Source organism: Xanthomonas bonasiae, assembly GCF_014836395.1.
In the GTDB taxonomy this organism is placed as follows: domain Bacteria; phylum Pseudomonadota; class Gammaproteobacteria; order Xanthomonadales; family Xanthomonadaceae; genus Xanthomonas_A; species Xanthomonas_A bonasiae.
Genome location: NZ_JACSQX010000006.1, coordinates 57,109 through 71,170 on the forward strand (window position 1 = coordinate 57,109; position 14,062 = coordinate 71,170).

15 protein-coding genes are annotated in these 14,062 nt (G+C 69.7%); 10 read left to right on the plus strand and 5 right to left on the minus strand.

Going from position 1 to position 14,062, the window contains the following annotated elements; genetic code table 11:
• Positions 1-52 precede the first annotated feature (52 nt).
• Complete coding sequence (locus H9658_RS10900; RefSeq protein ID WP_191825369.1) at positions 53-1,384, plus strand: PQQ-dependent sugar dehydrogenase; 1,332 nt, start codon at positions 53-55, stop codon at positions 1,382-1,384.
• Positions 1,385-1,876: 492 nt separating this feature from the next.
• Here H9658_RS10900 and H9658_RS10905 read toward each other — a convergent pair whose 3' ends face one another.
• Complete coding sequence (locus H9658_RS10905) at positions 1,877-2,140, minus strand: hypothetical protein (RefSeq protein ID WP_179568806.1); 264 nt, start codon at positions 2,138-2,140, stop codon at positions 1,877-1,879.
• A gap of 142 nt (positions 2,141-2,282) precedes the next feature.
• Here H9658_RS10905 and H9658_RS10910 point away from each other — a divergent pair, with 142 nt between their 5' ends.
• Together H9658_RS10910 and H9658_RS10915 are read left to right on the plus strand one after the other, a co-directional pair.
• The gene (locus H9658_RS10910) at positions 2,283-3,362 is read left to right on the plus strand and encodes a class I SAM-dependent methyltransferase (RefSeq protein ID WP_191825370.1); all 1,080 of its coding nucleotides are present in this window, start codon (positions 2,283-2,285) and stop codon (positions 3,360-3,362) included.
• Positions 3,359-4,075: a pseudouridine synthase gene (locus H9658_RS10915; RefSeq protein ID WP_191825371.1), complete on the plus strand. Its 717-nt coding sequence runs from the start codon at positions 3,359-3,361 to the stop codon at positions 4,073-4,075. Before H9658_RS10910 ends, H9658_RS10915 begins: the two co-directional genes overlap by 4 nt.
• 76 nt (positions 4,076-4,151) lie before the next feature.
• Here the strand turns inward: H9658_RS10915 and H9658_RS10920 are convergent, their stop codons facing one another.
• Complete coding sequence (locus H9658_RS10920; protein WP_191825372.1) at positions 4,152-4,712, minus strand: DUF1415 domain-containing protein; 561 nt, start codon at positions 4,710-4,712, stop codon at positions 4,152-4,154.
• 72 nt (positions 4,713-4,784) lie between these two features.
• On the minus strand, positions 4,785-5,267 hold the full coding sequence (locus H9658_RS10925; RefSeq protein ID WP_179568798.1) for a YajQ family cyclic di-GMP-binding protein: 483 nt from the start codon (positions 5,265-5,267) through the stop codon (positions 4,785-4,787).
• A 192-nt stretch (positions 5,268-5,459) separates the two neighbouring features.
• Between H9658_RS10925 and H9658_RS10930 the strand changes: the two genes are divergently transcribed.
• From H9658_RS10930 to H9658_RS10950, 5 genes are all read left to right on the plus strand, one after another.
• On the plus strand, positions 5,460-6,356 hold the full coding sequence (locus H9658_RS10930; protein ID WP_191825373.1) for a DMT family transporter: 897 nt from the start codon (positions 5,460-5,462) through the stop codon (positions 6,354-6,356).
• A gap of 112 nt (positions 6,357-6,468) precedes the next feature.
• The gene (locus H9658_RS10935; protein ID WP_179568794.1) at positions 6,469-7,476 is read left to right on the plus strand and encodes a methionine ABC transporter ATP-binding protein; all 1,008 of its coding nucleotides are present in this window, start codon (positions 6,469-6,471) and stop codon (positions 7,474-7,476) included.
• The gene (locus H9658_RS10940; protein WP_191825374.1) at positions 7,473-8,168 is read left to right on the plus strand and encodes a methionine ABC transporter permease; all 696 of its coding nucleotides are present in this window, start codon (positions 7,473-7,475) and stop codon (positions 8,166-8,168) included. The genes H9658_RS10935 and H9658_RS10940 overlap by 4 nt, the downstream gene beginning before the upstream one ends.
• Positions 8,169-8,383: 215 nt before the next feature.
• Positions 8,384-9,187 (plus strand): MetQ/NlpA family ABC transporter substrate-binding protein, encoded by an 804-nt coding sequence (locus H9658_RS10945; protein ID WP_179568790.1) that lies wholly within the window; start codon positions 8,384-8,386, stop codon positions 9,185-9,187.
• 13 nt (positions 9,188-9,200) lie between these two features.
• Positions 9,201-9,764, plus strand: coding sequence for a DUF1453 domain-containing protein (locus H9658_RS10950; protein WP_191825375.1), 564 nt, complete (start codon positions 9,201-9,203; stop codon positions 9,762-9,764).
• 81 nt (positions 9,765-9,845) lie between these two features.
• Here the strand turns inward: H9658_RS10950 and H9658_RS10955 are convergent, their stop codons facing one another.
• Positions 9,846-10,478 carry an OmpW/AlkL family protein gene (locus H9658_RS10955; protein ID WP_179568786.1) on the minus strand — a complete coding sequence of 211 codons (633 nt, stop codon included), beginning with the start codon at positions 10,476-10,478 and terminating at the stop codon, positions 9,846-9,848.
• 188 nt (positions 10,479-10,666) lie between these two features.
• On the opposite strand from H9658_RS10955, the gene H9658_RS10960 reads away from it, so the two are divergent.
• Entirely contained in the window at positions 10,667-11,200 is a 534-nt protein-coding gene (locus tag H9658_RS10960) for a DNA-deoxyinosine glycosylase (RefSeq protein ID WP_191825536.1), read from the plus strand.
• Positions 11,201-11,208: 8 nt separating this feature from the next.
• Here H9658_RS10960 and H9658_RS10965 read toward each other — a convergent pair whose 3' ends face one another.
• On the minus strand, positions 11,209-11,967 hold the full coding sequence (locus H9658_RS10965; protein WP_191825376.1) for a hypothetical protein: 759 nt from the start codon (positions 11,965-11,967) through the stop codon (positions 11,209-11,211).
• A gap of 245 nt (positions 11,968-12,212) precedes the next feature.
• On the opposite strand from H9658_RS10965, the gene aceF reads away from it, so the two are divergent.
• A complete protein-coding gene (gene aceF / locus H9658_RS10970; protein ID WP_191825377.1) occupies positions 12,213-13,982 on the plus strand; it encodes a dihydrolipoyllysine-residue acetyltransferase in 1,770 nt (589 codons plus the stop codon).
• The last annotated feature ends 80 nt before the right edge of the window (positions 13,983-14,062 follow it).

Here is a 14,062-nt window from a genome sequence, read left to right on the forward strand (position 1 = left end):
CGTGCTGTGCATCATCGGTGGTCCTGTCGCCACCCTGGAGAGTTGAGCAGCGATGCGCCTTCCCTCGTCCCCGGCCCGTTGGGCACTGTGTCTCCTGTCCGCTGCCGCGTTGAGCGCTTGTGGCGATACCGCCAAGCATTCCATCGAGGAGGGGATGGGGCCCGATCCGGTGTTGCCCGATCCGGTCAAGCGCATGATTCCCACGTTGAAGGTCGCCGAGGTCAAGCGCTGGGCCGATGGCGCCGCGCCGGTGCCGGCCGCCGGCCTGGCGGTGCAGGCCTTCGCCCGCGACCTGGACCACCCGCGCTGGCTGTACGTGCTGCCCAACGGCGACGTGCTGGTGGCCGAGACCGCCGCGCCGCCCGCGCCGGAAAAAGAGAGCAGCGGCCTGCGCGACAAGATCCAGGGCGCGATGATGGCGAAGGCCGGTTCCACCGTGCCCAGCGCCAACCGCATCACCTTGCTGCGCGACGCCGATGGCGACGGCGTGGCGGAGGTGCGCACGCAATTCCTCAAGGGGCTGTATTCGCCGTTCGGCATCGCCCTGGTCGGCGACCGCCTGTACGTCGCCAATGCCGACGCGCTGGTCAGTTTCCCGTACAAGGACGGCGACACCCAGATCAGCGCCCCGCCGAGCTTCGTCGCCAACCTGCCGGGCGGCATCAACCATCACTGGACCAAGAGCCTGCTGGCCAGCCGCGACGGCAAGAAGCTGTATGTCGGCGTGGGGTCCAACAGCAACGTCGCCGAGAACGGCATGGACGCCGAGCTCAATCGTGCCGCGATCCTGGAAGTGGACGCGCAGAGCGGCGCCACCCGGGTGTTCGCCAGCGGCCTGCGCAATCCGGTGGGCCTGGCCTGGCAGCCCGGCGCGGACACGCTGTGGGTGGTGGTCAACGAGCGCGACGAGATCGGCAGCGATCTGGTGCCCGACTACCTGACCTCGGTGCGCGAAGGCGGCTTCTACGGCTGGCCGTACAGCTACTACGGCCAGCACGTGGACGAACGCGTGCAGCCGCAGAACGCGGAGATGGTGGCCAGCGCGATCAAGCCCGACTACGCGCTGGGCGCGCATACCGCCTCGCTGGGCCTGACCTTCTACGAAGGCGCGCTGCTGCCGCAGGCGTATCAGGGCGGTGCCTTCATCGGCCAGCACGGCTCCTGGAACCGCGATCCGCCGTCCGGGTACAAGGTGATCTATGTGCCCTTCGCCAACGGCAAGCCCAGCGGCAAGGCGCAGGACGTGCTGACCGGCTTCCTCGATGCCGAAGGCAAGGCCCAGGGCCGTCCGGTCGGGGTGGCGGTGGACAAGCCTGGCGCGTTGCTGGTGGCCGACGATGTCGGCAACGTGATCTGGCGGGTGACGCCGAAGGCCGGGCCGTAACCTGCGCTGGTCGGTGGCTGCGCCCGGCTCTCTCGCAGGGCCCCGGGCGCAGCGCCGAAAGCTTCCTCGCGCCACATCCCATCGTTGGCGTGCCGGTAGCGTCACACGCTCTGTCTTTGATTGCGGACTCAGGATCGTCGCGACCATCGGCGCGCATGGTGTTGATGGCCGGTGTGTCTGCGCTTCGGCAAACGCAGGCGGCTTGTTGCGTTGGCTCAAGCTTGCCTGTTGCCATTCGCCCCAGCTGACTAGGCGGCGAGCCTCAGCGCGCAACTCCGCAGAGCTGTGAGTCGCCGCATCTTCATGCGGCGATTTGATTCCGATCGAAAGAACCGCCGATCGAATGTGGGAGCGACTTCAGTCGCGACGGGCCTTGTCGGGAAAGCCCGTCGCGACTGAAGTCGCTCCCACAAGTGACCGCACATGGATCGAACCGATCCAGCCCGGTAAATTCCAGGCGATCGATCCAGCGCTCTCGATGCGCCCTACGCCCTAATGCTCCACCGGCGCCGGCTCCACCCCGAAGCGGCGCGCATAGCCGCGCTCGCCGACCACGCGTTCCACCTCGGCATCGCCGAGTTCGGGCGCGGCATAGACCGCGTAGACCACGCTGCCGTCGTCGCGCTCGCCGCGCTGGTGCAGGCGGTAGCGCGGGCGTCCGGTGCCGGTGTTTTCCGGATAGTGCAGCGGCGGTTGGCTGCCTTCCAGATCCACTTCGCTGTTGTCGACGACGCCACCGATGAACACTGCGCGCATATGCCTCTCCATCTGTCGGGGTTCTTTGCAGCCTAGGCGCGCCAATGTTGCCGTTGCATCAATGATGCGTTCGTTTAGCGCAAAACCGGGCCGGCGCCGGGCTGCCGGTAGAATGCGCGCTCCCCGACCGATTCCGATCCCGATGCCGGCTCTGCAAGACGCTCCCCTCGACACCCTGTTCCTGCCCTTCGCCCAAGGCGCGCTGCGCTGGCCGGCCGGCAAGGTGCTGTTTCTGCGCGCGCGCGACGGCTGGGCGCTGCGCCAGCACGCGCAGCCGGCGCAGCTGGTCTGCGAGCAGGGCTACCGCCCGTTCGCCACCGCCCTGGAGCAGGGCGGCTGGCAGGTCCGCGCCGAGGATGCCGACGACCACGACCACGACGACGCCGGCGGCTATGCGCTGGTGCTGGTGCTGCCGCCGCGCCAGCGCGACGAGGCGCGGGCGCTGCTGGCGCGCGCGCTGGCGCTGGCCGCGCCGGGCGGGGTGGTGGTGGCGTGCCAGTCCAACAACGAAGGCGCCCGCTCCGGCGAGGACGACCTGCAGCAGCTGGCCGGCCTCGGCGGCAAGCTGACCAAGCACCACTGCCGGGTGTACTGGACCGCGCCGCTGCACGGCGGCCACGACGCCGCGCTGCAGCAGCGCTGGGCCAGGCTGGACGCGGCGCGGCCGATCCTGGACGGGCGCTTCCGCAGCCGCCCCGGCGTGTTCGCCTGGGACCGCATCGATCCGGCCTCGGCGCTGCTGGCCGAGCACCTGCCGGCCGACCTGGCCGGCCGCGGCGCCGACCTGGGTGCCGGCTATGGCTACCTGTCGGCGGAATTGCTCGCGCGTTGCCCGAAGATCGCCGCGTTGGACCTGTTCGAGGCCGATGCGCGCGCGCTGGCGCTGGCGCGATCGAACCTGGCGCAGGCGCCGGCCGCGGTGCAGATGGGCTACCACTGGCACGACGTGACCGCCGGGCTGCCGGCGCAGTACGACTTCATCGTCACCAATCCCCCATTCCATGCGCCCGGGCGCATGGAGCGCCCAGACATCGGCCGCCGCTTCATCGCCGTGGCCGCGCAGGCGCTCAAGCCCGGCGGCAGGCTGTACCTGGTCGCGAACCGGCACCTGCCGTACGAGGCGGTGCTCGACGCCAGCTTCGGCGAGACCCGCGTGATCGCCACCCGCGACGGCTTCAAGTTGATCCTGGCGGTGCGCGCCCGCGCCACGGTGCGCCGGTGAAGCTGGTCAAGCACCTGGCCAACCTGGGCTACGGCAGCCGCAAGCAGGTCACCCTGATGTTCCGCGAAGGCCGCATCACCGACGCCGACGGCGAGGTGCTGTATGCCGACGACCGTGTCGAACATGCCGCGATCCGGGTCGACGGCGAGGCGCTGGACCCGCCGCCGGGGCTGATCCTGGCGCTGCACAAGCCGGTCGGCTACACCTGTTCGACCAAGGACCCGGGCCGCATCGTCTACGACCTGCTGCCGCCGCGCTTCCGCCTGCGCTCGCCGTTGCTGTCCACGGTCGGGCGGCTGGATCGCGACACCAGCGGCCTGCTGCTGATGACCGACGACGGCGCGCTGCTGCATCGCATCGTCTCGCCGAAATCGCAGCTGGCCAAGGTCTACGAAGCGACCCTGGCCGAGGACCTGCGCGGCGACGAGGCGGCGCAGTTCGCCAGCGGCACGCTGCTGCTGGACGGCGAGACCACGCCGCTGCTGCCGGTGCAACTGGAGGTGCTGGGCCCGCGCCAGGCGCGCATCACCCTGTACGAAGGCCGCTACCACCAGGCGCGGCGCATGTTCGCCGCGATCGGCAACCACGTGGTGGCGCTGCACCGCAGCCGCATCGGCGGCTTTGCGCTGGACGAGACACTGCCAGCCGGGCAATGGCGCGCGCTGGACGCGGCGGAGTTGGCGCAGGTGTTCGGGGCCGGGAGTGGGGATTAGGGATTAGGGATTAGGGATTCGCAAGAGCGGTGGCTGTGCGCTGCCGCTTACGCTGTTACCAATCCCGAATCCCCAATCACGAATCCCGGCTCTCGAACAGCTTCTTCCACCCTTCCAGCCCGAGCTTCTCCAACGTCTGCAGATTGCGCTCCACGATCACGTCCGCATCCGGGAACGCGGCCACCGCGCGTTCCACGCTGTCCTCGCGCAGCAGGTGCAGGGTGGGGAAGGGCGCGCGGTTGGTGTAGTTGCCGATGTCGTCCGGCGCGGTGCCGGCGAACTGGTAGTGCGGATGGAAGCTGGCCACCTGCAGGATGCCGTGCAGGTCCAGCGCGTCCACCGCGGCGTCGGCGTTGTCCAGGAAATCGTTGTAGTCCAGGAAATCGCCCAGCACCTGCGGGTGCACGATCAACGTCGTGTCGATCCGTTCGGCCGGCGTGTCGCGCAGCAACAGCAGTTCCTCGCTCAACTCTTCCAGCAAGGCCTCGGGCGTGGTCGCGTCGCTGAGCACGTAGCGGATCTGCTGCTTGACGTGCACCGCCTTGGCGAACGGGCACAGGTTCAGGCCGATCACCGCGCGTTCCAGCCATTGCCGGGTCAGCGCGATCGGGTCAACGGTGGGGTCGAGGTCGTTCAAGGCGATTCCGGCGGGCGAGGGCGGGCGGCGATCGGGCGGGGCGGATGCGGCGCGCGTGGCGCCGCCCGCGGCTCAGTCGCGGAAATTCTCGAACTGCAGCGGCAGCTCGAAGTCGCTTTTCTTCAGCAGCGCCATCACGTCCTGCAGGTCGTCGCGCTTCTTGCCGCTGATGCGCAGCTTGTCGCCGTTGATCTGCGCTTCCACCTTGAGCTTGGCGTCCTTGATCGTGGCGACGATCTTCTTGGCCAGCTTCTGCTCGATGCCCTGCTTGACCGTGACCTTCTGCCGCGCGCCGGCCAGGTTGGTCTCCACGTCGCCGAATTCCAGGCAGCGCACGTCGATGCCGCGCGCGATCAGCCGCGCGCGCAGGATGTCGGTCATCTGCTTGACCTGGAAGTCGCTGGGCGCGGCCTGGTTGATGACCTGGTCGTCGAGCTCGAAGCTGGCCTCCACGCCCTTGAAATCGAAACGGGTCGACAGCTCGCGGTTCGCCTGGTCGATGGCATTGGTCAGTTCGTGCTTGTCGATTTCGGAGACGACGTCGAAGGAAGGCATGGCAGGTCCTCGGGAAAGACCCCCTATCCTACCGATCTCGCTGCAGCGCCGCTGCCCGCCGCCGCGATCGGCAGTTCGGCGCGATGCGCCGCAGCGCGGCAGCGGTGTTCGCCCGGCGCCAGCGCAGCCGCTGCCACGACGTGACCGTCTGCACGGCTGGGCGGGGCGCCCGATCGCGGCGATAATCCGCGCATGCCCAGCTCACGTTCCAATACCGCGGCCGCCGCCTGGATGATCGCGGCGGTCGCCTGCTTCGCGCTGATGGATGCGGCGATGAAGCTGCTGACCGCGCACTATCCGGCGCTGCAGGTGGCCACGCTGCGCGGCGGCGCCTCGCTGCCGTTCGTGCTGCTGTGGGTGCTGGCCACCGCCGGCCCGCGTTCGATCGTGCCGGTGCGCTGGGGCCTGCATCTGCTGCGCGGCGTGCTCGGCATCGCGATGATCGGCTGCTTCGCCTGGGCGCTGCGCAGCCTGCCGCTGTCCACCGCCTACACGATCTACTTCGTCGCGCCGCTGCTGGTGACGGCGTTGTCGGTGCCGCTGCTGGGCGAACAGGTCGGTCCGCGGCGCTGGGCCGCGATCGGCATCGGCCTGATCGGCGTGCTGGTGGTGCTGCGCCCGGGCGTGGGCGGCTTCGTCTCGCTGCCGGGGCTGATGGTGCTGCTGGCGGCGACCGCCTACGCGCTCGCGGCGGTGCTGGTCAGCCTGCTGGCGCGGACCGAGACGCCGCAATCGCTGGTGGTCTGGTTCCTGCTGATCATGGCGCTCGGCGCCGGCGCGCTGGCGTGGCCGGCCTGGATCCCGCTGCGCCTGGCCGATGCCGGCTGGATCGCCACGCTCGGCCTGGCCGGCGCGCTGGGGCAGGTGGCCTTGACCCAGGCGTTCCGCCGCGGCGACGCCTCGCTGATCGCGCCGCTCGAGTACAGCGGCCTGATCTGGGTGATCCCGTGGGACTGGCTGCTGTGGCGCAAGCTGCCCGACGCCTGGACCTGGGTGGGCGCGGCGATCATCGTCGCCAGCGGCCTGTACCTGCTGCACCGCGAGCGGGTCCGCGCCACCGTGCGGCCGCCGCCGCTGGCGCATCCCTAGCCCTTTGCCGTTGCCGGCGGCGTTCCGGGCGCAAGCGTTAGAATCGAATGGAATAACGCCTGCAGGCCTGGCCTGCTAGGCTTTGCGCCCCCTTCGCTGCCGGCCCCGCGCGGTGATCCAGTTCGAGCACCTGCACAAGTCCTACTCCGTCGCCGGCCAATCGGTCGTGGCGCTGCATCCGCTCGACCTGGAGATCCGGGCCGGCGAGGTGTTCGGCATCATCGGCCATTCCGGCGCCGGCAAGTCCACGCTGATCCGGCTGATCAACCGGCTCGAGGAGCCCAGCGGCGGGCGCCTGCTGATCGACGGCGAGGACGTCACCGCGCTGGACCGCGCCGGGCTGCGCACGCTGCGCCGGCGCATCGGCATGATCTTCCAGCACTTCAACCTGCTGTCCTCGCGCACGGTGGCCGGCAACGTCGCCTTCCCGCTGGAACTGGCCGGCACCGCGCGCGCGCAGATCGACGCGCGGGTGGCCGAGCTGCTGGCCCGGGTCGGCCTGGCCGAGCACGCCAACAAGTATCCGGCGCAGCTGTCGGGCGGGCAGAAGCAGCGCGTCGGCATCGCCCGCGCGCTGGCCACCGGGCCGCAGATCCTGCTGTGCGACGAGGCCACCAGCGCGCTGGATCCGCAGACCACCGCCTCGGTGCTGAGCCTGCTGGCGCAGATCAACCGCGAGCTGGGCCTGACCATCGTGCTGATCACCCACGAGATGGAAGTGATCCGCCGCGTCTGCGACCGCGTGGCGGTGCTCGATGCCGGGCACCTGGTCGAGAGCGGGCCGGTCACCGAGGTGTTCCTGCACCCGCGCCATCCGACCACGCGCCGCTTCGTGTCCGAGGCCGAACACGTGGACGAGGGCGAACTGCATCGCGACTTCACCGCGGTGGCCGGGCGCATCGTGCGCCTGACCTTCCTCGGCGGCGACACCTACGCCCCGCTGCTCGGACGCATCGCGCGCGAGACCGCGGTGGACTACAACATCCTGTCCGGGCGCATCGACCGGATCAAGGACACCCCGTACGGCCAGCTGACCGTGGCCCTGGTCGGCGGCGACCTGGACGCGGCGCAGGCCGGGTTCGTCGCCGCCGGCGTGCATGTCGAGGAATTGCGCCGATGATCCCGTTCGCGACCGCCGCCACTGGCTTCTTCCGCAATCTCGACGCCGGCAAATGGGCCGAGATCGGCCGCGCCACGCTGGACACGCTGCTGATGCTCGGCGGCTCGTTGCCGCTGACCCTGCTGATCGGCCTGCCGCTGGGCGTGCTGCTGTTCCTGACCGGCCCGCGCCAGACCCACCAGCGGCCGCTGCTGTACGGCACGCTGGCGCTGGCGATCAACGTGCTGCGCTCGGTGCCCTTCATCATCCTGATGATCGCGATGATCCCGCTGACGCTGTGGGCGATGGGCACCTCGCTGGGCGTGCGCGGCGCGATCCTGCCGCTGGTGGTGGGCGCGGCGCCGTTCTATGCGCGGCTGGTGGAAACGGCGCTGCGCGAAGTGGACCGCGGCGTGGTCGAAGCCAGCCTGGCGATGGGCGCGACCACCTGGCAACTGGTCACGCGGGTGCTGTTGCCCGAGGCGCGGCCGGGGCTGATCGCCGGCGCCACGGTGACCACCATCGCCCTGATCGGCTTCACCGCGATGGGCGGCGCGATCGGTTCCGGCGGGCTCGGCGACCTGGCCTATCGCGACGGCTACCAACGCTCGCACGCCGACGTGGCGCTGATCACCGTGGTGGTGCTGCTGTTGCTGGTGCAGGGGCTGCAGATGCTCGGCGATCGGCTGGTCGCGCATTACAGCCGGCGCTGAGTGCCACGCGTTTGCCCGGATCGCGCTTGTGTCCTCTGTCTTCTGTAGGAGCGGCTTCAGCCGCGACTGGGTCTATCGGTAAAGCGGTCGCGGCTGAAGCCGCTCCTACAGAAAAGCCAGGCAGCCTTTTCTCCGCGCGCAGCGGCTGGGTCTGCTAGCTTGCTCGCAGTGCCGTCCGCGTCATTCTCATTCCCCACGTTTCCGGATTCCCGCCCATGACCAAACTCCCGCTTCGTCTGCTGCTCGGCGCCGCCGTGCTCGCCCTGGCCGCCTGCGGCAAGTCCACCTCCGCGACCGACACCGCGCGGCTCAGCGTCGCCGCCACCGCGGTGCCGCATGCGGAGATCCTTGAGGTGGTCAAGCCGCTGCTGGAGAAACAGGGCGTGACCCTGGACGTGCGCGTGTTCAACGACTACGTGCAGCCCAACGACCAGGTGGTGCAGAAGCAGATCGACGTGAACTACTTCCAGACCGAGCCGTACCTGGATGCCTACAACCGCGATCGCAAGAGCGATCTGGTCACCGTGATCGGCGTGCACATCGAGCCGTTCGGCGCCTATTCGCGCCGCTTCAAGTCGCTGGCCGAGCTGCCGCAGGGCGCCGACGTGGTGATTCCCAACGATCCCAGCAACAACAGCCGCGCGCTGATCCTGCTCGACAAGGCCGGGGTCATCAAGCTCAAGGATCCGGGCAATGCGCTGTCCACCCAGCGCGACATCGTCGCCAACCCGAAGCAGCTGAAATTCCGCGAGCTGGATTCGGCGATGCTGCCGCGGGTGCTGGACCAGGTCGACCTGGCGCTGATCAACACCAACTACGCGCTCGACGCCGGGCTCAATCCCACCCGCGACGCGCTGGCGATCGAGAGCAAGGACTCGCCGTACGTGAACTTCCTGGTCGCGCGCGCAGACAACAAGGACGATCCGCGCGTGCAGAAGCTGGCCAAGGCGCTGACCAGCCCCGAGGTCAAGGCCTTCATCGAGCGCAAGTACCAGGGCGCGGTCCTGCCGGCGTTCTGAGCGGAGCCTGCGCATGCCGCTGTTGCTGGCCATTCCCCTGGCGATCGTGATCGCGCTGGCGGTGACCGCGGTGCTGTTGCCGTTGTCGCTGCTGCAGCGTTTCCGCTACGGCACCTCGCGGCGCCAGGCGCGGGCGTGGCTGGCCAGCGTGCAGTTCTGGTCGGCGCTGGTGTCGAGCCTCGTGTTGCTGGGCTTCGCGTTGATCGCCGCGCACTGGTGGCCCGATGCGGCGACGTATGCCTGCATCGGCTGGGTGGCAGGCCTGGGCCTGGGCGCGCTGGGCATCTGGTTGAGCCGGTTCGAACCGCTGCCGCAGGGCCTGTACTACACGCCGAACCTGTGGCTGGTGCTGGCGTTGACGCTGCTGGTGGTGGCGCGCATCGGCGCCGGTCTGCTGCAGGGCTGGCGCAGCATGAGCGAAGGCGCGGCCTGGCCGGCGCAGGGCTGGATGAGCCATGCCAGCCTGCTTGCGGCGGCGGCGCTGTTGCTCGGCTACGCGTGCGCGTATGCATGGCTGTTGCGGCGCAAGGTGCGCCATTTCGATCGCTATCGCGGCTACGACCGTTCGCCGCGCTGAGCCGCGCGCGCGCAGATGCGCGAAGCCACAAAAACAAACGGGCCCGAAGGCCCGTTTGCATGTAACGCGGAGCAGGCGTGCTTAGAAGCGCGCGCCGACGCCGAAGCTGACCAGCCACGGATCCAGCTTCAGGTCCTGGCCGGTGCCGCTGCCGGCGACTTGCACTTCCGGACGCGAATGCATGTAGCGGGCATCGGCGCGGGCGAACCAGGTCGAGTTGATGTTCATGTCCACGCCGACGGTGCCGATCGCACCCTTGGCGGTGTCCAGGCCGACGTGCTGGCCGCTGGCCGACAGGCCGTCGATCTTCTCGTTGCTGAAGTTGGACTCGTAGTAACCGACGCCGACGAACGGACGGAACACGTTGTCCGCCTGGCCGAAGTGGTACTGGCCGCTCAGCGCGATCGGCTGCTGCTCGACGGTGCCGACCTTGCCCACGCCGCTGGCGCTGACGCGGTGGTTGAACTTGTCGGCGGCGCCCCACAGTTCGACGGCCCAGTTGTCGTTGATCAGCCAGCTGGCGCTGATGGTCGGGGCCGGGCCGCCGTCGACGTCGAGGCCGTTGGCCGGCTTGGAATGGGGGTCGAGCAGGGTCGCGCTGCCGACGACGGCGAAGCGCTTGCCGGATGCGGTGTCGCCGTCCTGCGCAAATGCGGCAGGCGCGAACGCAAGGGCGGAAACGACAGCCAGGCTCAGGATTTGAATGGACCGCATGGGAATCTCCTCAATCTTTTTTTTGTGGGGCCACAGGAGTGGGCGCGCACACCGTATCGATGAGAAGATGAATCGACGCCGACCTCGGCCGAGCGGATGCAGGCATCGTTCAGACACCGGCGTTGGATGCTTGAAATAACGAGGTTTTAAGACTTGGCGATGTTCACCCAGATGCGCGCGACGTGACGATGCAGGACGTGTTGCAGGGCCTGCCTGCGCAGATTCGCGACGATTGCCGGGTGCTGATTCTCGGCTCGATGCCCGGCGCGATGTCGCTGCAGCACGCACGCTACTACGCGCATCCGCGCAATCGCCTGTGGCCGTTGCTGGGCACGCTGTGCGGCTTCGATCCGCAACTGGACTACGCCGCGCGGTTGCAGGCGATGCAGGCCTGCGGCGCGGGCCTGTGGGACGTGATCGGCCAGTGCCGGCGCAGCGGCAGCCTGGATGCGGCGATCGTGCGCGGCAGCGAAGTGCCCAATCCCTTGCACGCGCGCATCGCGCAGTTGCCGCAGTTGCGCGCGATCGCCTGCAACGGCGCCGCGGCGGCGCAGGCGTTCGCGCGTTTCGTGCAGCCGCAGCTGGCGCCGCGCGAACCGCCGCTGACGGTGCTGGCGCTGCCCTCGACCAGCCCGGCCAACGCCGCGTTCTCGCTGCCGCGGTTGCAGCAGGCCTGGGCGCCGCTGCAGGTCTGGCTCGCGCCGCCGGCGGCGGCGCGCTAGCGGACCACTCAGTGCAGCGCGCGTCGCGCCGGCGCGCGCAGCCGTAGCCACAGGGTCTGCACCAGCAACACCGCAGCCAGCGCCAACGCCACCCACGCCGCGCTGCGTGCGCCGTCCAGGCCGCTGCCGGCCTGCTTGACGTAGACCGCGGCCAGCGCCCACAGCGCCGCCGCGACATAGGCCAGGTTGCCGCGCATCGCCCGGTTCAGGCCGAGCAGCAGCGCACCGGCCAGCGCGAACAGCACCAGGCTCCACGGCAACATGTGTTCGGTGGACAGCCAGCGGTAGGCGACGATCACCTGCGCGGTGTTGAGGAAGGCTGCCAGCGACAGCCAGCCGGCGTGCAGCGACAGCGGCAGCCAGGCCCACAGCGCCTGCCACGGCTCGGCGTGCGGATCGCGCGACAGGCGCAGCGCGGCCAGCGCCAGGCACGCCAGCGCCGCCCAGATCACCGCCAGCGCCAGCAGGAAATGCTGCTGCGAGAACACCGGCATCCACAGCGCGGTCAGGCCGAAGCCCAGCGCCGCCGGCAGCCGCACCTGCGCCAGCGCGCTGTCGCGCCGGCGCCGCGGCGACAGCTGCCACAGGCCGAAAGCCAGGTCGAGCAGGAAGATCGGGCCCCATATCGCGAACGCGTAGCCGGCGGCGACGATCAGGGTCGGGTAGCGGTCGGAGATCGCGCCGTTGGTCGGGCCGAACGCGCCGCGTTGCGAGAACCAGGCGACCAGCGGCATCGCCAACGACATCAACAGCACGAACGCACGCATGGCGGCACTCCGATCTGGGTGCGGCGCATGCTAGGCGCCTGCCCGTGAAGGCGGCGCGCCGCGCGTGGCGGCGATGGCCCCGGGACAATGCGCAGGCGTACAGTCCGCCGCGAACGCCGCAGACACGCGCTTCCCGGTGCCACGGCGCGCCCGCTGCGGGTTTTTTTGCCCGGCAAAGGTTGGCGCTGCGGCTGCGGGCCGCCACAATAGGGGTTTCCCCCTCATTAGTTGCCGGAGTTGCCCGCATGGCCGAAATCAAGGAAGCACTTGTCCCCGATATCGGTGACTACAGCGACGTCCCGGTAATCGAAGTGCTGGTGGCGGTCGGCGACACGGTGAAGAAGGACCAGAGCCTGGTCACCCTGGAGTCGGACAAGGCGACGATGGAAGTGCCGTCGCCGTTCGCCGGCGTGGTCAAGGAGCTGAAGGTCAAGATCGGCGACAGCCTGTCCGAAGGCAAGCTGGTGGCCTTGATCGAAGTGGCCGAGGACGGCGCCAGTGCCGCCGCACCGGCTCCGGCAGCGGCCAAGGCCGCGCCAGCGCCGGCCAAGCAGGAGCCGGCCCCGCCGGCGCCGGCCGCGCAGCAGTCGACCAAGCCGGTCCCGGCAGGGAATGCCGGCGGCGGCATCGTCGAGGCGCGCGTGCCGGACATCGGCGACTACAGCGACGTGCCGGTCATCGAAGTGCTGGTCGCGGTCGGCGACACCGTGGCCAAGGACCAGAGCCTGGTTACCCTGGAATCGGACAAGGCGACGATGGAAGTGCCTTCGTCGGTGGCAGGCGTGGTCAAGGAGCTGAAGGTCAAGGTCGGCGACAGCCTGTCCGAGGGCAAGGTCGTGGCGCTGATCGAAGTGGCCGGCGCCAATGCCGACGCGCCAGCGGCAGGCGCGATCCAGCCCAGCGCCGAGACCGGCGGCGGGGTGGAGCCGGTCCCGGCCTCGGCCGCGCCGGACAAGCTCGCGCAGCGCGAGATCGCCCAGGTGCAGGGCTCGGCGCCGGCCAAGGCGGGCGCCTCCGCGCCGTCGGCCGGCACCCCGAGCAGCCCGCCGGTGGAGTTCAACGCCGACAGCGTGCTGCCGCAGAAGGTGCCCTACGCCAGCCCGGCGGTGCGCGTGTTCGCCCGCGAACTGGGCGTGGACCTGTTCCAGGTCAGCGGCACCGAGCACGGCGGCCGCATCACCAAGGACGACGTGCAGCGCTACGTCAAGGCCGCGCTGGCGGGCGGCGTGCCGGCCGCAGCGGCTGGCGGCGCGCCGTCGGCCGGCGGCGGCAACGGCCTGAACCTGCTGCCGTGGCCCAAGGTCGATTTCGCCAAGTTCGGCGAGGTCGAGGTCAAGCCGCTGTCGCGGATCAAGAAGATCTCCGGCGCCAACCTGGCGCGCAACTGGGCGATGATCCCGCACGTCACCCAGTTCGAGCAGGCCGATATCACCGACCTGGAAGCCCTGCGCGTGGCGCTGAACAAGGAGAACGAGAAGGCCGGCATCAAGCTGACCATGCTCGCCTTCCTGCTCAAGGCCAGCGCCGCGGCGCTGAAGCAGTTCCCCGACTTCAACGCCTCTCTGGATGCGGCCGGCGAGAACCTGACCCTGAAGAAGTACTTCCACATCGGTTTCGCCGCCGACACCCCGAACGGGCTGGTGGTGCCGGTGATCCGCGACGTGGACAAGAAGGGCGTGGTCGAGCTGGCGCGCGAGAGCGGCGAACTGGCCAAGAAGGCGCGCGACGGCAAGCTCGGCCCAGCCGAGATGAGCGGCGGCTGCTTCTCGATCAGCTCGCTCGGCGGCATCGGCGGCACCGCGTTCACCCCGATCGTCAATGCGCCGGAAGTGGCGATCCTGGGCGTGTCCAAGTCGGCGATCCAGCCAGTGTGGAACGGCAAGGAATTCGCGCCCAAGCTGATGTTGCCGCTGTCGCTGAGCTACGACCACCGGGTCATCGACGGCGCCGCGGCGGCGCGCTTCACCACCTACCTGAGCCAGGTGCTGGCGGACATGCGCCGCGTGCTGCTGTAAGTCCTGCCGCAACGGCGCCGCGCCCGGCGCGGCCCGTGTTTCCCCCACCCGCGTGCGCCCCCCCCCAACCCGCCCCCCCC

Coding starts and splice junctions, on each gene's coding strand:
- H9658_RS10905 (WP_179568806.1), bottom strand. CDS start 2,140: ATGCGCGCAGTGTTCATCGGTGGCGTCGTCGACAACAGCGAAGTGGAT.
- H9658_RS10930 (WP_191825373.1), top strand. CDS start 5,460: ATGCCCAGCTCACGTTCCAATACCGCGGCCGCCGCCTGGATGATCGCG.
- H9658_RS10925 (WP_179568798.1), bottom strand. CDS start 5,267: ATGCCTTCCTTCGACGTCGTCTCCGAAATCGACAAGCACGAACTGACC.
- H9658_RS10940 (WP_191825374.1), top strand. CDS start 7,473: ATGATCCCGTTCGCGACCGCCGCCACTGGCTTCTTCCGCAATCTCGAC.
- H9658_RS10945 (WP_179568790.1), top strand. CDS start 8,384: ATGACCAAACTCCCGCTTCGTCTGCTGCTCGGCGCCGCCGTGCTCGCC.
- H9658_RS10900 (WP_191825369.1), top strand. CDS start 53: ATGCGCCTTCCCTCGTCCCCGGCCCGTTGGGCACTGTGTCTCCTGTCC.
- H9658_RS10910 (WP_191825370.1), top strand. CDS start 2,283: ATGCCGGCTCTGCAAGACGCTCCCCTCGACACCCTGTTCCTGCCCTTC.
- aceF (WP_191825377.1), top strand. CDS start 12,213: ATGGCCGAAATCAAGGAAGCACTTGTCCCCGATATCGGTGACTACAGC.
- H9658_RS10965 (WP_191825376.1), bottom strand. CDS start 11,967: ATGCGTGCGTTCGTGCTGTTGATGTCGTTGGCGATGCCGCTGGTCGCC.
- H9658_RS10950 (WP_191825375.1), top strand. CDS start 9,201: ATGCCGCTGTTGCTGGCCATTCCCCTGGCGATCGTGATCGCGCTGGCG.
- H9658_RS10955 (WP_179568786.1), bottom strand. CDS start 10,478: ATGCGGTCCATTCAAATCCTGAGCCTGGCTGTCGTTTCCGCCCTTGCG.
- H9658_RS10960 (WP_191825536.1), top strand. CDS start 10,667: ATGCAGGACGTGTTGCAGGGCCTGCCTGCGCAGATTCGCGACGATTGC.